General features: G+C 36.7%; 15 protein-coding genes. 10 read left to right on the top strand and 5 right to left on the bottom strand.

Annotated features, from left to right (window positions below; translation table 11 throughout):
* Nucleotides 1-37: 37 nt before the first annotated feature.
* On the bottom strand, nucleotides 38-1,414 hold the full coding sequence (locus tag V9G42_03240) for an MBL fold metallo-hydrolase (GenBank protein MEI2758433.1): 1,377 nt from the start codon (nucleotides 1,412-1,414) through the stop codon (nucleotides 38-40).
* Between the two features lie 135 nt (nucleotides 1,415-1,549).
* Here V9G42_03240 and V9G42_03235 point away from each other — a divergent pair, with 135 nt between their 5' ends.
* Nucleotides 1,550-3,943, top strand: a complete 2,394-nt coding sequence (locus tag V9G42_03235) for a heavy metal translocating P-type ATPase metal-binding domain-containing protein (protein ID MEI2758432.1) — start codon at nucleotides 1,550-1,552, stop codon at nucleotides 3,941-3,943.
* A gap of 3 nt (nucleotides 3,944-3,946) precedes the next feature.
* Here the strand turns inward: V9G42_03235 and V9G42_03230 are convergent, their stop codons facing one another.
* Nucleotides 3,947-5,080 (bottom strand): hybrid sensor histidine kinase/response regulator, encoded by a 1,134-nt coding sequence (locus V9G42_03230; GenBank protein MEI2758431.1) that lies wholly within the window; start codon nucleotides 5,078-5,080, stop codon nucleotides 3,947-3,949.
* Nucleotides 5,081-5,169: 89 nt separating this feature from the next.
* Here V9G42_03230 and V9G42_03225 point away from each other — a divergent pair, with 89 nt between their 5' ends.
* On the top strand, nucleotides 5,170-6,045 hold the full coding sequence (locus V9G42_03225) for a class I SAM-dependent methyltransferase (GenBank protein MEI2758430.1): 876 nt from the start codon (nucleotides 5,170-5,172) through the stop codon (nucleotides 6,043-6,045).
* Nucleotides 6,046-6,049: 4 nt separating this feature from the next.
* Here V9G42_03225 and panC read toward each other — a convergent pair whose 3' ends face one another.
* A complete protein-coding gene (gene panC / locus V9G42_03220) occupies nucleotides 6,050-6,892 on the bottom strand; it encodes a pantoate--beta-alanine ligase (protein MEI2758429.1) in 843 nt (280 codons plus the stop codon).
* Nucleotides 6,893-6,995: 103 nt separating this feature from the next.
* On the opposite strand from panC, the gene mutY reads away from it, so the two are divergent.
* Nucleotides 6,996-8,048, top strand: coding sequence for an A/G-specific adenine glycosylase (gene mutY / locus V9G42_03215; protein MEI2758428.1), 1,053 nt, complete (start codon nucleotides 6,996-6,998; stop codon nucleotides 8,046-8,048).
* Here mutY and V9G42_03210 read toward each other — a convergent pair whose 3' ends face one another.
* Entirely contained in the window at nucleotides 8,049-8,927 is an 879-nt protein-coding gene (locus tag V9G42_03210) for a M23 family metallopeptidase (GenBank protein ID MEI2758427.1), read from the bottom strand. It abuts the gene before it with no gap.
* A 123-nt stretch (nucleotides 8,928-9,050) separates the two neighbouring features.
* Between V9G42_03210 and V9G42_03205 the strand changes: the two genes are divergently transcribed.
* The 5 genes from V9G42_03205 to prfB all read left to right on the top strand — a co-directional run bounded on the left by V9G42_03205 (nucleotide 9,051) and on the right by prfB (nucleotide 13,919).
* Nucleotides 9,051-11,726, top strand: coding sequence for a hypothetical protein (locus V9G42_03205; GenBank protein ID MEI2758426.1), 2,676 nt, complete (start codon nucleotides 9,051-9,053; stop codon nucleotides 11,724-11,726).
* 66 nt (nucleotides 11,727-11,792) lie between these two features.
* A complete protein-coding gene (locus V9G42_03200; GenBank protein MEI2758425.1) occupies nucleotides 11,793-12,224 on the top strand; it encodes a polymer-forming cytoskeletal protein in 432 nt (143 codons plus the stop codon).
* A complete protein-coding gene (locus V9G42_03195; protein MEI2758424.1) occupies nucleotides 12,181-12,414 on the top strand; it encodes an AtpZ/AtpI family protein in 234 nt (77 codons plus the stop codon). Before V9G42_03200 ends, V9G42_03195 begins: the two co-directional genes overlap by 44 nt.
* Nucleotides 12,411-12,785 carry a hypothetical protein gene (locus V9G42_03190; protein MEI2758423.1) on the top strand — a complete coding sequence of 125 codons (375 nt, stop codon included), beginning with the start codon at nucleotides 12,411-12,413 and terminating at the stop codon, nucleotides 12,783-12,785. Before V9G42_03195 ends, V9G42_03190 begins: the two co-directional genes overlap by 4 nt.
* Nucleotides 12,786-12,829: 44 nt before the next feature.
* A protein-coding gene (gene prfB / locus V9G42_03185) for a peptide chain release factor 2 (protein ID MEI2758422.1) occupies nucleotides 12,830-13,919 on the top strand; the annotation gives its coding sequence in 2 pieces (ribosomal slippage) (nucleotides 12,830-12,889 and nucleotides 12,891-13,919; 1,089 coding nt in all).
* A gap of 15 nt (nucleotides 13,920-13,934) precedes the next feature.
* On the opposite strand, the gene V9G42_03180 is transcribed toward prfB, so the two are convergent.
* Complete coding sequence (locus tag V9G42_03180) at nucleotides 13,935-14,339, bottom strand: DUF1573 domain-containing protein (GenBank protein ID MEI2758421.1); 405 nt, start codon at nucleotides 14,337-14,339, stop codon at nucleotides 13,935-13,937.
* A gap of 162 nt (nucleotides 14,340-14,501) precedes the next feature.
* Here V9G42_03180 and V9G42_03175 point away from each other — a divergent pair, with 162 nt between their 5' ends.
* Entirely contained in the window at nucleotides 14,502-14,816 is a 315-nt protein-coding gene (locus V9G42_03175) for an SUF system Fe-S cluster assembly protein (GenBank protein ID MEI2758420.1), read from the top strand.
* 2 nt (nucleotides 14,817-14,818) lie between these two features.
* Nucleotides 14,819-15,325: a DUF2480 family protein gene (locus tag V9G42_03170; GenBank protein MEI2758419.1), complete on the top strand. Its 507-nt coding sequence runs from the start codon at nucleotides 14,819-14,821 to the stop codon at nucleotides 15,323-15,325.
* The last annotated feature ends 8 nt before the right edge of the window (nucleotides 15,326-15,333 follow it).

Here is a 15,333-nt window from a genome sequence, read left to right as displayed (position 1 = left end):
AAACACTGATTATATTGCTAACAAACTGCTGTTCATCCTATACCGACTCTACATATTGTGGTTGAAATGCACTTACAGCATCAAACCCTCCTGAAATATTTATTACCTGATTTATCCCATTACGTTTGAGAATTGATGCTGCTATCATACTATGGTACCCACCCTTACACACCAACAAATATTTAGCGTCCGGACTAAACTCATTCAAACGGTGTGGTAATTCATCTAATGGAATACTCAGACTTCTTTTTATATGTTGCGCATTAAAATTCTGATGACTTCTTAAATCTACCAGAATATAACCTTCATTTTCAAACAAAAAATAAAAATCTTCTGCATCAATATTATCAATGCTGTCCACCGGTTCTCCTGCATCTTTCCATGCATTTATTCCTCCATGCAAAATACCTCTCACATTTTCTATTCCTATCTGCGCTAATGCCCCGATAGCTTCTCTTTCTTTACCATTGTCACAGACCAATAAAACCGGATAGTCAGGATCGAGTAAAATACCTGCCCATGTTGCAAACGAGCCATCAAGGCCAATGTTTACAGAACCTCGAATAAAAGTTTTCGAAAACTCTAACTCATTTCTTGTATCCACAATTATAGCACGTTGTGTTTCTGCTTTGAAATTTACAGGTGATAGAAAATTCAAATTGTTACGAAACACTTCTTTCATAGGTCGGCAACCCATAATATTAATGCTCATAACCTTAAAAAAATATTCCGGTGGCACATTCAGACCGGTTGTTATTTCTTGAGTAAATTTCTCGAGTGAAACATCCTTTAGTGCATAATTTCTCTTCTTCTGCTCGCCAATAGTAGAAAACCTTTCTTTGCCCGGATTTTTACCACAGAATGAACCGGCACCATGCCCGGGATAAATCACAAGTTCATCGGGCAATGTTTTAATAATATCGTTAATAGAGTGATATAAATACTCTGACAACTCAACAGCATTCTTATTACCACTCATCAAATCAGGGCGGCCAACGTCTCCAACAAACAAAGTATCACCTGTGAAAATTGCAATAGGCTGTCCAATGTTATTATTCAGTAAATAACAAACTGACTCCATTGTATGCCCCGGTGTATGTAAAACTTTAATGCTGCATCCTTCAAGATTAAAACTCTCATTATGCCTAGCACTGTATGAAGGATAAGCCACACGCACCTGCGGTCCATAAACAATGGTTGCACCGGTTTTATCGGCAAGCTCCAGATGGCCGGAAACAAAATCGGCATGTATGTGCGTTTCGAAAATATATTTTAAAGTAAGCTGCTTATCTGTAAGAAATTGCAAATAGTGCTCTACGTCTCTTACAGGATCAACAACTACAGCTTCTTTTCCGCTTGAAATAATATAGCTGAATTGCGAATGACCCTGATTATAAAATTGCTTAATTTGCATAGTGAGTTGAATGTGGCAAATATTTTATTTCATTGTAAGAACTGAAATGATTTTAGTCATTCCTACCAAGAATTAATATCAACACCCACATTCTTCATCAATTGTAATATTGTCAGGCAAATTAGGCTGGAGGCTATGCGCAATACAGATACAGTTAATAAGGTGAAATGTTATCATTGTGGTGACGACTGTGATGAACAGGTTATTACAAGCGATGAGAAAATTTTTTGTTGTACCGGATGCAAGCTGGTTTATGAAATTCTGCGTGAAAACAATTTGTGTAATTATTACAGCCTGAATGATAATCCCGGAACCAAACAGTCTGACATTGTTCAAAAACGATTTGCCTTTTTAGATGAGCCTTCCATCGAAAATCAACTGATAAGTTACAGAGATAAAAATGAAACTATCATCACATTTTACATTCCTGCCATGCATTGCAGCAGTTGTATCTGGTTGCTCGAAAATTTTCAGAAAGCCGATGAAGGTGTCCTTTCTTCAAGAGTAGATTTTGTCCGGAAAGAATTACGTTTGGTTTATAATCATCACAAAACCTCACTACGAAAAATAGCAGAAAAACTTTCGCACACAGGGTATGAACCTGCGTTGCAACTTGATGCTATTGAAAAGAAAAAAACAAAAAAAGTTAATCGGAGCCGAATCATCAGAATTGGTGTTGCCGGTTTTTGTTCAGGAAATATTATGATGCTTAGTTTCCCTGAATATTTTTCTTCCGGAAACAATATTGATACTTCACTGCAAACACTATTCAGTTATTTGATTTTATTGCTTTCACTACCTGTGTTCTTTTACAGTGCAAACGAATTTTTCATTAAATCATGGCAAGCACTTAAGCAAAAAACCACTTCGATAGATTTGCCAATTGCTATTGGTATATCAGTAATTTTCTTGAGAAGTGCATTTGAAATTATTACACAAACCGGTTCGGGATTTTTTGACAGCGGTAGTGGCCTTGTCTTTTTTATGCTCATTGGTCGCTGGTTTCAGGATTTTACTTTTGACAGTTTAGCATTTGACAGAGATTTTAAATCTTACTTTCCAATAGCAGTAACGTCTCTAAAAAATGGATTTGAAAAAGAAATACAAATCAATGATTTGAAAGTTAATGACAGAATTCTGATAAGAAACAATGAAATTATTCCGGCAGACTGTGTTTTACTAAAAGGCAATGCTTCTGTAGATTATCATTTTGTAACCGGTGAGTCGTTACCTGTTTCACATGCAGCCGGTGAATATATTTATGCCGGTGGCAAACAGACAGGTGCCATGATTGAACTTCAGGTGATGAAAGAAGTTTCACAAAGCTATTTAGTACAACTGTGGAATCGCAATTGGGATAAACAGGATATAAGCAGGTTTGAAAAGTTAGTGAACGCCATCAGTCGTTGGTTTATAGTAGTAACTTTTTCCATTTCAACAGCTGCTGCTTTCTATTGGTGGAACACCGACATACACAAAGCAATTAATGCGTTTACAGCTGTACTTGTAATTGCCTGTCCCTGTGCATTGGCTTTATCTGCACCGTTTACGTATGGAAACATCCTCCGCATTCTTGGTAGAAATAAAATCTACATGCGCAATTATCGTGTACTCGAAAAAATTGCTGATGCCGACACTATTGTTTTTGATAAGACGGGAACACTGACTAAGAACAATGCTTCTGAAATAAGTTATCTTGGTCATCTGCTAGATGATGAGGACAAAAAAATACTGTCATCACTCTTCAGGCAATCATCACATCCTTTAAGTAAATTACTGCATCAATATTTGCATTCCGATAAATATTATCCATGCAACAATTTTGAAGAAGTTACCGGTAAAGGAATATGCGCAGTAGTAAATAATAAAAAAATTAAAGCCGGAACAGCTGTATGGGCAGGAGTGCCCAATGAAGGTGAAAAAAATGCAACGGCAGTTTTTGTCAATATTGATGGTTTTAAAAAAGGCAAATTTGTTTTCAGCAATATTTATCGTGATGGATTGAATAACATAACGCAAAAACTGAACAATAAACTCGATTTAGTTGTACTTACCGGTGATAATGAAAGTGAAAGAAAAAACCTGATTAACCTTTTGGGAAATGCCGAATTACGATTTAATCAAAAACCTGAAGATAAAAGAAACTACATTCTTGAATTAATAAACCGTAAGAAAAATGTGTTGATGATTGGTGATGGCTTGAATGATGCCGGTGCGCTGCTTGCAGCTAACACGGGTATTTCTGTTACCGACAATACCAATAACTTTACTCCTGCAAGCGATACTATTATGGATGCTGCTGCCTTACGTCAGCTGCCTGAACTGATTCAGTTATCCAAATCAGCTGTAACTATAATTATAGTTAGCTTTATTATTTCTTTACTCTATAATTTTGTTGGATTAGCCTTTGCTGTCAGTGGAACAATTTCGCCATTGTTTGCAGCAATTTTAATGCCTATTAGCACTATCAGTCTTGTACTTTTTACAGTTGGTGCAAGTACAATTAAAGCGCGGCAATCAGGGTTTTAAACCTCAGGATTTTTTCCAGCTAAAACAAACCTCAGTACCACATTTTACAGCTGGTGAAAACCACACCGTTCCACCATATTCTTCAACCACTTTCTTCACTATACTAAGACCTACACCCGATGATGGCATGCCTGATGATGGAAGTGTTTGAAAAAGTTCGAAAATTGTTTTTTGTTGTTGTGGCTTAATTCCCGGTCCGTTATCTGCAATAACAAACTCATAAGAATTGCTTTTCTCTGAAACAGAAATATCAATGGTATTCTTATCGGAAGGATTAAAAGAAATTGCATTTTGAATCAACTCTTTCAACACAAGCTGCAATGCTGCCCTGTCAGTATTCATTTCCAAAACTGAAGAATTGATATTTAGTGAAATTTTTCTATCGCCAAGTAGTTCCGATGTGATTTGCCTGATTATTTTTTCAGGCGAAAAAATATCCTGATGATGTTTTGTATTGGCTGAACGCGCATAACGCAACAATCCATCAAGAAGCAATTTCATCTTAGTTACTCTGTTTCTAAGCAGCCCAATATTTTCTTTACTCTCATCCGAAATCTGCGACTGCAAATCTTCTTCAAGCCACTGTACTAAATTCTCAATGGCACGCAATGGTGCGTTTAAGTCATGCGAAAGGATGTAAAGAAATTTATCAAGATGCTCGTTCAGTTTTTTCAACTTTTCTTCCTGCTCTCTGTATTTTAATTTATAGCGGCATCCAAATTCAAAGATTGAAACTATTTTCTGTGTTTCTTCAATATCTAATGGCTTTGGAATAAAATCAAACGAGCCTATTTCAAACTCTTCGAGTGTGGGGCGTTCACTCTTGGCAATGGCAGAAACAAAAATGATGGGAATATGCTTTGTTTTTGGATTGGCACGAAGCAATTGTGCCACCTCAACGCCATCCATGTCAGGCATTTGAATGTCTAATAAGATCAAATCAATAGGTTCTTCCATCAGTAATTTTAAAGCCTCATTACCGGAAAAAGCTTTTATCAGAATCCTGCTTTCATCTTCAAGAATACCTTCGAGAGTTAACAAGTTGGCCGGAATATCATCAACTAATAGAATTTTTAACGGTACTTTAGCTGTGGTTTGTATGCTACGACCCGACAGCTCTGATGTGTTAATTATCATTTTTTAGACTTAATATTGCCTTCTTTTTACGCAGTCTGAATAAAAAGGTTGCCAATACATCACTTTTAGGTATTTAAATGAACTTCTGCATGGAATTACTTTCACCGAAAAATTTTAAAGATTATGAACTCCTTGACAGCGGAAACTTTGAAAAGTTAGAGCGTTTTGGTCAGTACATTACCATCAGACCCGAACCACAAGCCGTGTGGAACAGACAATTAAAAGAAGCCGATTGGTTAAAAAAAGCCCATGTTAAGTTTGAAGCAAAAAACAGCTCGTCAGGTACATGGAAAAAAATTAAAGAGATGCCCGACCGCTGGCATATTTCCTATGCATTGCCTGATGAAAAACAAATTCGACTTAGACTAGCACTGACCTCATTTAAACATGTAGGTGTTTTTCCTGAACAAGCAGTAAATTGGGATTTTATTTACAATTCCGTTAAGAAACTAGATATAGTGCAACCTAAATTACTTAATCTTTTCGCCTATACCGGAGCATCAACCCTTGCTGCTAAAGCTGCCGGTGCCGATATTATTCATTTAGATTCTATAAAACAGGTTGTAACCTGGGCAAAAGAAAACATGACGCTGAGTGGGTTGGATAACATACGCTGGTTAGTTGAAGATGCCATGACATTTGTAAAACGAGAAGTAAAACGCGGTAAAAAATATCATGGTATTATTTTAGATCCACCTGCCTATGGCCATGGACCAAATGGTGAAAACTGGAAATTAGAAGATGAAATTAATGAAATGCTTGCCAACGTTAAACTGTTGCTTGAAGAAAACCATTTTCTTGTTCTCAATACCTATTCACTTGGTTTCTCATCAATAATTCTGGATAATCTGCTTGACGAGCATTTTAGTAAAAGCATTAAACGACAAACAGGTGAAATTTTTCTGCAAAGCACTACCGGAGCACGACTTCCGTTAGGTGTCTTTGCTCGACATTGCACGGTGTAGCTATTTACAACGCTGCATTATCAATCAGTCTGACATCATTAGCAAAAACGGCAATAAAAATTCGTGGCGACTGTGAGTCCGACCATTGTTGTAGCGACTGTAAGTTTACAGCATCTGCAATTTCAACATACTCTACTTTAAAAGGAGCTACTTCTTCAATCATACTTCTTACTTTCAAACAAACTTCGTCAACAGGCATTACGTTTTTCAGTTGTCTGGCATGTTGCATTGCCTTGTAAATTATACTTGCATCATTGCGAACTGATTTGCTTAATCTGACATTGCGCGAACTCATGGCAAGACCATTGGTTTCACGAATTGTAGGGCAGCCTTTTACTACAATATCTGGATGCAATGCATCAGCCATTTTTCTGATTACGGCAAGTTGCTGGAAATCCTTTTCTCCGAAATAAGCAAAATCAGGTTTAATCCATAAAAACAGTTTGTGAACAATAGTTATCACTCCGGTAAAATGTCCCGGACGAAATTTGCCTTCCATAACATTTGCAAGATTGTGCAAATCAAATTGTAAAGGTTTTTCATCTTTACTGTAAACTTCTGATGCTTCCGGTACAAACAAGGCATTACAACCTGCCAGTTCGAGCATTTGAATATCTGAATCTAATGTACGTGGATATTTTTTTAAATCATCAGGATTATTAAACTGTAATGGATTTACAAATATGCTGGTTATTGTAAAATTGTTTTCAAGCAGCGATTGTTTAATCAACGAAACATGTCCTTCGTGTAATGCGCCCATAGTTGGTACAAAACCAATGCTGATTTTCTCTTGCTTCTTACTATTAATAAGTTGAGAAAGTGAATGTATGTCCTTAACTAATTTCATAACCATAAGCGAGGGCAATGATAAGTAAATTTAGCTGTTACAGAATTGTCTGTTAAATTTAAACCTTAATTATTTTTTATAATGACTTTCTTTGCCAAAGCAAATGAATATTTCAAACAAACTTATTTTATGGTATGTACGCAACAAGCGCGAGTTGCCTTTTCGAAGTACTAACGATGCTTATAAAATTTGGCTGAGCGAAGTTATACTTCAGCAGACAAGGGTAGAACAAGGCCTGCCTTATTATAAACGCTTTTTAGAAGTATTTCCAACAGTGAAACATCTTGCTAAAGCATCTGAAACCGAAGTGCTTAAATTATGGCAGGGATTAGGCTATTATTCAAGAGGGCGAAATCTTTTGGCCACAGCACAACATATTACCAAAATACTTCACGGCAACTTTCCTTCAAACTACTTTGATCTTAAAAAACTAAAAGGTGTAGGTGATTATACCGCAGCAGCTATCGCTTCAATTGCCTTTAATGAGCCTGTTTTTGCTGTTGATGGTAATGTTGCTCGTGTATTGTCACGATTGTTTGCAGAAAAAACAACTCCTAATAGCACCCAAGGAAAAAAAGTATTTCAGCAATTAGCCAATAGTATTGGCAACAAAAAATTTCCCGGCTTACACAATCAGGCAATGATGGAACTTGGTGCATTGGTTTGTACACCACGAAATCCAAAGTGCGAAATATGTCCTTTGCATAGTCATTGTTTGGCGTATCAGCAAAAGCAACAACTTAATTTTCCAATAAAAAGCAAGAAGCTTAAAATCAAAGAGCGTCACTTTTGTTATGTAATTATAATTTATAAAGACCAATTTTATATCAGACAACGCAATGGCAACGACATCTGGAAAAATCTTTATGAATTTCCTTTACATGAAACCAAAACAAAAATATCATCGGCCTCTATCAGCAATTTTATAAAAAACTATGGTATTAAAAAATATGAATCAGGCAGACTTCATATACATAAACTGACACATCAACACATTCATGCATCATACATTGTTGCACAATTGGATAAACGCATATCACTAAAAAAATTTCCTCAACTAAAAGCTGTTCGTGCCGATGATTTCAAAAATAATTACCCACACCCACGGCTGATTGAAAAAATACTTTCTGAAAATAACTACTTTAATCTTTTGTAATTATTCAAAAGCAATATAATCTGTAGGGTCAACAGGTGCACCATTGTACCAAAGTTCAAAATGCAAATGCGGCCCGTTGCTCAATTCGCCCGAGTTGCCTACAATAGCAATAACTTCACCGGCTTTCACCACATTACCCACCTTTTTAAGCAGTGCAGAATTATGTTTGTAAACAGAAAACATATTGTTGCTGTGTTGAATGGCTATGACATAGCCGGCCTGTGAAGTCCATTCTGCAATGACCACCGTTCCATCCATAGCACTTTTTATAACAGCATCGGGACCGGCAACTACGTCAACACCAAAGTGCTTTTCTGTTGGATTAAATCGTGTTGTTATTGCCCCTTTTAATGGAGCAAAAAAGTAAAAGTTGGCAATAGATCCTTTGGTTGTTCCTGCGTTCAACGTTAAACTGTAATCCTGCGGTGATTCTATTTGGCTTCGTAACAAAGAATCCTCTTCGGAATGAAGCAATTGCTTAATAGTGTCATAAAGCTGTGGTACCGAAACGGTATCCAGCGAAACTGTTTTTTGTGATTGACCGGTTATAAGATTTTGCAGATTCTGAATGTATAAATCTTGTGCTGACACCTGTTTTTGCAATGAATCGGTACGGATAAGACTTTCGATAGCTGCCCTTTTAACTTTAACGTCTGTATATCCCGGAATATATTCACGCAGTGGAGTAAAGGCAATAATATAGGTTGTGGCTGTTATGAGGGTAATGATAATAATGCCCACCACTACCACCACATTGATGGGTGAAAGCAGCAAAGAGGCCTTTTCTTCCAGGGTTTCGTCATTCATAATAACTAACCGGAATTTGTTGCGGAGTTTGGTACTCAGTTTAACTCTTTCTTTGCCTGATGCCTTGGCCATGCGTTGTTTAAACAAAAAAGTATTGTTATGTTTGCCTTCTTAATGGCGCAAATATCGTAATAATTAAACGAGCAATAATTTTCGCTGGAAAAAGTTAATATATATCGCAACATTCATATTGTTTTGAAATCATCCAATCACGTAAAATATTTTATCATCCTTACACTGTTTCTATCAGCATGTTCAACACAAAAGAACACTGTAATTAACAGGGCTTATCATAACCTTACTGCACATTACAACGGCTATTTTAATGCTCGCGAAAGAGTGAAAGAAGGCACAAAAACTTTAGCAGCAACACATATTGATCATTACGACCGTGTGCTTGATGTTTTTAAATATTCTACTGACGATAAAGCCAAAACCATTTATCCGGACATGGATGAAGCTATCAAGAAAAGCTCTATTGTTATTCAACGACACTCTATGTTTATTAATGGCAAAGAACGCTGTCGCTGGATACCGGACAACTACATGATAATCGGGAAAGCACAATTTCTTAAACATGATTTCTGGACTGCATTAGAGACCTTTCAATATGTTGCTTCTACGTATAAAGACAATCCAAAAAGATTTGATGGCTTAATCTGGCAGATGCAAACGCAAATGCAGTTAGGCAAAATGGCTGATGCAGAATATATGCTCGACTATTTAAAAAATGAAAAACAATTACCTTCAAAATACAAACCTCTCTTTGCTGCTGTTGCTTCAGATTTTTATCTGAAAAAAGAAAACTACCCCAAAGCTATTGAACAATTAACCAAGGCTGCGGAACTGGCTACCAAGAGAGCTGACCAAATCCGTTACAATTATATTCTTGCACAGATATATCAGAAAGTTGATTCGAACGATAAAGCTTTTGCAATTTTTCGTAAGGTAATCAAGATGAATCCCGAGTATGAAATGGCCTTTAATGCAAAAATCAACAGAGCACGTTCATTTGATATAAACAGTGCCGATGCACAACAGGTAAAAGATGAGCTGAACAAGATGTTGAAGGATGAAAAAAACAAAGATTATCTTGATCAGATTTATTATGCTTTGAGTGGAATTTCTATGCGAGAAAAAGATACTACTGAGGCATTTCAGTTTTTAAAGAAGTCCGTAGCATCAAGTACCAACAACACCAATCAAAAAGGCATATCATACCTGGAAATGGGAGAAATAAGTTTCCGCAAACTTGACTTCCGTGCAGCACAATTATATTATGACAGCGCGGCTACCAACATTGCTTCTGACTATCCGGATTATGCATTGATTCAGAATAAAAAAAACAATCTGTCGCGATTGATAAAAAACCTGAATATAATTTCACATGAGGATAGTTTACTAACCTTGGGAGCACTTTCAGAAACAGAACAATATTCACGAATTGACAATATCATTGCTGAAGAAGAGGCCGAGTCATTGCGTAAAAAACAAGAGGAGGAAGCGGCCAAAGCCAAAGAGCAGGAAGAGCAGTCAAACATGCAGTTTAGCCAATTTCAAAATCAACCCGGAAAAGATGGCATGCCCGGTAATTCTACAGGCAGCTCATGGTATTTTTATAATCAGAGTGCCATTAGTTTTGGTTTTTCGGAGTTTGCCAAAAAATGGGGTAACAGAAAACTCGAAGATAACTGGCGCAGAAGTAGTAAAGAATCCATTGCAACTTTTGGCAGTGAAGAAGAAGCCGAAGCACAAGCACGAGCCGACAGTTTAGAGCAGGCACAAAAAGCACTAAACGACAGCATCAGACAGTTGAACAGTGATGCCCGAAGAAAAGCTTATTTTAACAACATTCCAAAAACGGCTCAACAAAAAGAAGAAAGTAATGCAAAAATTTTAGAAGCATACTATAATACAGGAATCATTTATAAAGAAGCATTAGGACAACCTAAGCCTGCTGCAGATGATTTGGAAGAAATGATGAAACGCTATCCGGGTAATAAATATCAGCTACCGGCTTATTACAATCTGTATCGTTGTTACCTTGCCCTTTTTGATGAACAAAAAGCCGAACACTATAAAAACATTATACTGAATGAATATGGCGATTCGGAATATGCCCGTATCATAACCAATCCAAATTACTTTAAAGATGCACAGCGCAAAACCGCTATCATGCAGGTGTTTTACGAAAACACCTACAAGGCATTTCTCAATCGTCAATACAACGATGTTATAGAGCGTAAATCAGCAGCAGACTCATTGTTTCCCGGAGGCACATTAGCTCCAAAGTTTGCCTATCTTCAGGCTCTTGCTATTGGATATACGCAGCCTCGCCCACAATTTGAAACTTCACTCAAAAAAATAGTTGCTGCATACCCAAGAGATTCAGTAAGCATATTGGCAAAAGCAATCCTCGATAAAATGAACAACGTTACTCCAATAGATACCACCATCAGTGAGTCGGCAACAACACAAACTGCTGAAGGCAATAAAATGCTGAACTCAATTTATGAGTTTATGCCTGACAAACCACATAATGTACTCATTATTTTCTCAGCTGAGCTGCCTTATACCACAACGTTGAAAGAAAAAATAAATCAGTTTAACCAGCGAAATTATAAAGAGAAAAAACTGAATGTATCTGAATTAAGAATTGATGACAAGAACTATATGATGGTACGTTCTTTTCCAGACCACACCCAAAGCAAGGAATATATTCAGGGTCTGGATTCTGACCAAACCATTTTTGAAGGAATGGATAAAAATGCATTTACCCTTTTTCCAATTACAGAAAAAAATTTCAACAAGTTCATTACAGATAAGGATTTGAGTAAATACCTTGATTTCTACCGTATTAATTATCCGTAATTTTTGATTTTGTTAATAACTTTTATTTTTTATCTTTGCCGCAATACATAATTAAAAGTTTTTACCATGTTTGAAAATTTGAAGAACAAAACCACCACCGTTAAACCCGGTGAAACTACATCAGGCTCAATAAACTTAATTGCTGCCGGAACTTCAATAGAAGGTGAAATCAAGTCGAATGGCGACTTGCGTATTGACGGACACATCGTAGGCTCAGTATTTTCAAAAGCTAAAGTGGTTGTTGGCACAACCGGAGTAGTGGATGGAGACATTGTTTGCCAGAATGCAGATGTTTCAGGAACAATAAAAGGAACTTCTACCGTTACTGAAATGTTGTTTCTAAAGGCTACTGCAAAAATTAATGGCGACATTAACACAGGTAAATTAGTTGTTGAGGTTGGGGCAAGTTTTACAGGCAACTGTAATATGGGGCCTATGGTTAAAGACATAAAAAATGTCGAAAGATCAGAAGCTAAACTCCAGGAAAAATCAGCTTAAAGATTATACCAAGTATGCGTCCATGGGATTTCAAATGGGCGCTATCATGTTTATTGGTACTTATGGAGGCTACCGTTTAGACAAATATTGCCAAAACAAAATTCCTGTATTTACTGTTACTTTTGCTTTAATTGCAGTTGCATCTGCACTTTATTTAACACTTAAAGATTTTTTACATAAGAAAAAATGAGCAAAGGTTTCATCACCTACATTTTACAACTTGCCGGCATAACCCTGCTGTACATTCTACTTTATTATTTGATGAAAGATTTTCTGGCTTCTCGTTTCTATCCATCATGGTGGAAATGCGGAATATTCTTCTTTGCACTTTTTTCTGTTATTCATTATTTGCGACTAACCAAGAGTAAAGGCAATGAGTCCATCCGTTTTTTTATGGCATCTACGGCATTAAAACTTTTTCTGATGCTTACAATTATTGTAAGCTATATGTTTTTAAACCCTGATACAGCTATACCCTTTGCAGTTAGTTTTTTGATGGCCTATTTTATATTTATGATTTTTGATGTTGCCAAGGCTTATAAACTGATGAAAACAACATAGTTTGTAAATACCTGAAAGCAATAATTCGTAAATTCGCAGCCCGTATGACACAAGAACAATTAACAGAATGTAAAGAGCGCGTTGACGCTTTGAGGGGGCATCTTTGACATTGATGTCAAACTCCTGAAAATAAAAGAAGAAGAACAACTTACCCATGCACCTGATTTCTGGAACAACCCGACAAGGGCAGAGCAGATATTAAAATCCATCAAGCTAAAAAAAAACTGGACAGACACATTTGCTTCCGTACAGCAAGCGGTTGATGATTTGGGTGTATTATTCGATTTTTCAAAAACTGGCGATGCTTCAGAACAGGAAGTAGAAGAACAATATACATCTGTTCAAAAATCATTAGAAGAGCTTGAATTTAAAAACATGCTCAGTGGTGAAGAAGATGCATTGAGTGCAGTACTCACAATAAATGCAGGGGCCGGAGGAACAGAAAGTTGCGACTGGGCATCTATGCTCATGCGTATGTATATACGCTGGGCTGAACGTATGAATTACCGCATAAACGAAATTGACAGACAAGATGGTGATGTTGCAGGAATAAAATCTGTAACCTTAGAAATAGAAGGCGATTTTGCATATGGCTATTTAAAAAGCGAAAATGGTGTACATCGTTTGGTGCGCATTTCTCCATTTGATTCCAATGCAAAACGTCATACCTCTTTCGCCAGTGTGTTTGCCTATCCGCTGATTGACGATACTATTTCAATAGAAATAAAAGATGCCGATATTGAAATGCAGACTTCCCGTTCAGGAGGTGCAGGCGGACAAAACGTAAATAAAGTTGAAACAAAAGTTCAACTCAAACACTTGCCCACAGGCATTGTTGTTGTGTGTCAGGTAGAAAGATCGCAAAGCGGTAACCGAGAGCGCGCCATGCAAATGTTGCGTTCACAACTTTACGAACTTGAACTCCGCAAACGTAATGAAGCTAAAGCAGCAACAGAAGCAGGTAAGAAAAAAATTGAGTGGGGCTCTCAAATAAGAAGCTATGTTTTTCATCCATATAAAATGGTGAAAGACCTACGTACAGATTGTGAAACTTCAAACGTACAAGCTGTGATGGATGGCGAACTCCATGAATTTATGAAAGCTTTTTTGATGGAGTTTGGTGAAAGAGTTTAACTGTTCTAACAGAAATTATTTTTCACTCACTTCTCCCATCATTTTCAAATATGTAATTTTATTTTTTGCATTCGTGCTAACCGTTATCGTACGGTTTTGAGATCCAACTTTACCGGCAGAGTTAAAAACAATTTTAATTTTTCCGTCTTTGCCGGGCATAATGGGTGCATCGGGCTTTTCGGCAGCAGTACATCCGCAGGTAACGGTCACGTCTGTTACAATCAAAGGTGTGTTGCCGGTGTTTTTAAAAAGAAAAACATGTTCTGCTTTGTCTCCTTCTTTAATCTTTCCGAAATTATATTCTGTTTTTTCAAAACTGATTATAGCAGCTTTTTCATTGGCTTCCAAAACTGTTTTTTGCTGTGCCGATGATGATAATGAAAGACCAACTGTAAAGAGAACGATCAAAAATTGTTTCATAATATTTGTTTTTTATTAATCTATTATCTGTTTATATTGTTTCAAATATGAGATAATTATTGATGTATTGCATGAATTTACTTTGAATATTTTTATGAATGTATAATCGGGCTAAATCAGCAATAAAATCAAGACAACAATAAATCCATTAAATTTGCACTTATGGAAGAGCCAAAAGAATTATATGACAGGGTTATTGAAACAATAAAGACCTGTTACGATCCGGAAATTCCGGTTGACATTTATGAACTGGGACTGATTTACGAAGTAAAGATTATTGAAGGTAATGATGTTCACGTAAAGATGACCCTGACTTCACCTGCTTGCCCTGTTGCAGAATCATTGCCTTTGGAAGTTGAGCAAAAAATAAAAAGTATTCCTGATGTAAATGATGCAAAAGTTGAACTGACTTTTGATCCGCCATGGGATAAAGATATGATGAGCGAAGAGGCACGTATGGAACTTGGAATGTGGTAATCATGGAACAGGAAATTAAAAACCGTGTGGCCGACAGTGGAATTTTACAGATAGATCCAAAAGATTTTATACCTGTCACTACATTAGCCGAACTTGACATTAAAGGATGGTTATTTGAAGAATTAATTCTTAAAGAAAAAGATTTCAGAGAGCATATCAGACAACACAATTGGCAGCAGTATGACGGAGCTGCCGTTGCTGTTTACTGCTCTGTTGACGCCATTATTCCAACCTGGGCATATATGCTCGTTAGCGAAGCATTACACCTGCATGCCTCCACCATCTTTTTTGGTAACACCATTCAACTCAAGGAAAAGTTAACCAATGATGCAATAGAAAAAATAAATATTGAAAACTATCGCAACAAACGTATTGTTATAAAAGGCTGTGGCGAAGAAAATTTTTCTCCTGCTGTCTATATGCTGCTGACACAAAAATTAAAACCTGTTGTTAGAAGTATTATGTTTGGCGAACCTTGTTCTACCGTTCCGGTTTATAAATCGAAATAATAAAGCAT

The organism is Bacteroidia bacterium, assembly GCA_037045145.1.
In the GTDB taxonomy this organism is placed as follows: Bacteria; Bacteroidota; Bacteroidia; order AKYH767-A; family OLB10; genus OLB10.
The sequence above is the reverse complement of the archived record's forward strand: the minus strand, read 5'-3'. Positions and strand labels throughout refer to the sequence as shown.

Coding starts and splice junctions, on each gene's coding strand:
- V9G42_03180 (MEI2758421.1), bottom strand. CDS start 14,339: ATGAAACAATTTTTGATCGTTCTCTTTACAGTTGGTCTTTCATTATCA.
- V9G42_03230 (MEI2758431.1), bottom strand. CDS start 5,080: ATGATAATTAACACATCAGAGCTGTCGGGTCGTAGCATACAAACCACA.
- V9G42_03200 (MEI2758425.1), top strand. CDS start 11,793: ATGTTTGAAAATTTGAAGAACAAAACCACCACCGTTAAACCCGGTGAA.
- mutY (MEI2758428.1), top strand. CDS start 6,996: ATGAATATTTCAAACAAACTTATTTTATGGTATGTACGCAACAAGCGC.
- V9G42_03210 (MEI2758427.1), bottom strand. CDS start 8,927: ATGGCCAAGGCATCAGGCAAAGAAAGAGTTAAACTGAGTACCAAACTC.
- V9G42_03240 (MEI2758433.1), bottom strand. CDS start 1,414: ATGCAAATTAAGCAATTTTATAATCAGGGTCATTCGCAATTCAGCTAT.
- V9G42_03225 (MEI2758430.1), top strand. CDS start 5,170: ATGGAATTACTTTCACCGAAAAATTTTAAAGATTATGAACTCCTTGAC.
- V9G42_03190 (MEI2758423.1), top strand. CDS start 12,411: ATGAGCAAAGGTTTCATCACCTACATTTTACAACTTGCCGGCATAACC.
- V9G42_03175 (MEI2758420.1), top strand. CDS start 14,502: ATGGAAGAGCCAAAAGAATTATATGACAGGGTTATTGAAACAATAAAG.
- panC (MEI2758429.1), bottom strand. CDS start 6,892: ATGAAATTAGTTAAGGACATACATTCACTTTCTCAACTTATTAATAGT.
- V9G42_03235 (MEI2758432.1), top strand. CDS start 1,550: ATGCGCAATACAGATACAGTTAATAAGGTGAAATGTTATCATTGTGGT.
- V9G42_03195 (MEI2758424.1), top strand. CDS start 12,181: ATGTCGAAAGATCAGAAGCTAAACTCCAGGAAAAATCAGCTTAAAGAT.
- V9G42_03170 (MEI2758419.1), top strand. CDS start 14,819: ATGGAACAGGAAATTAAAAACCGTGTGGCCGACAGTGGAATTTTACAG.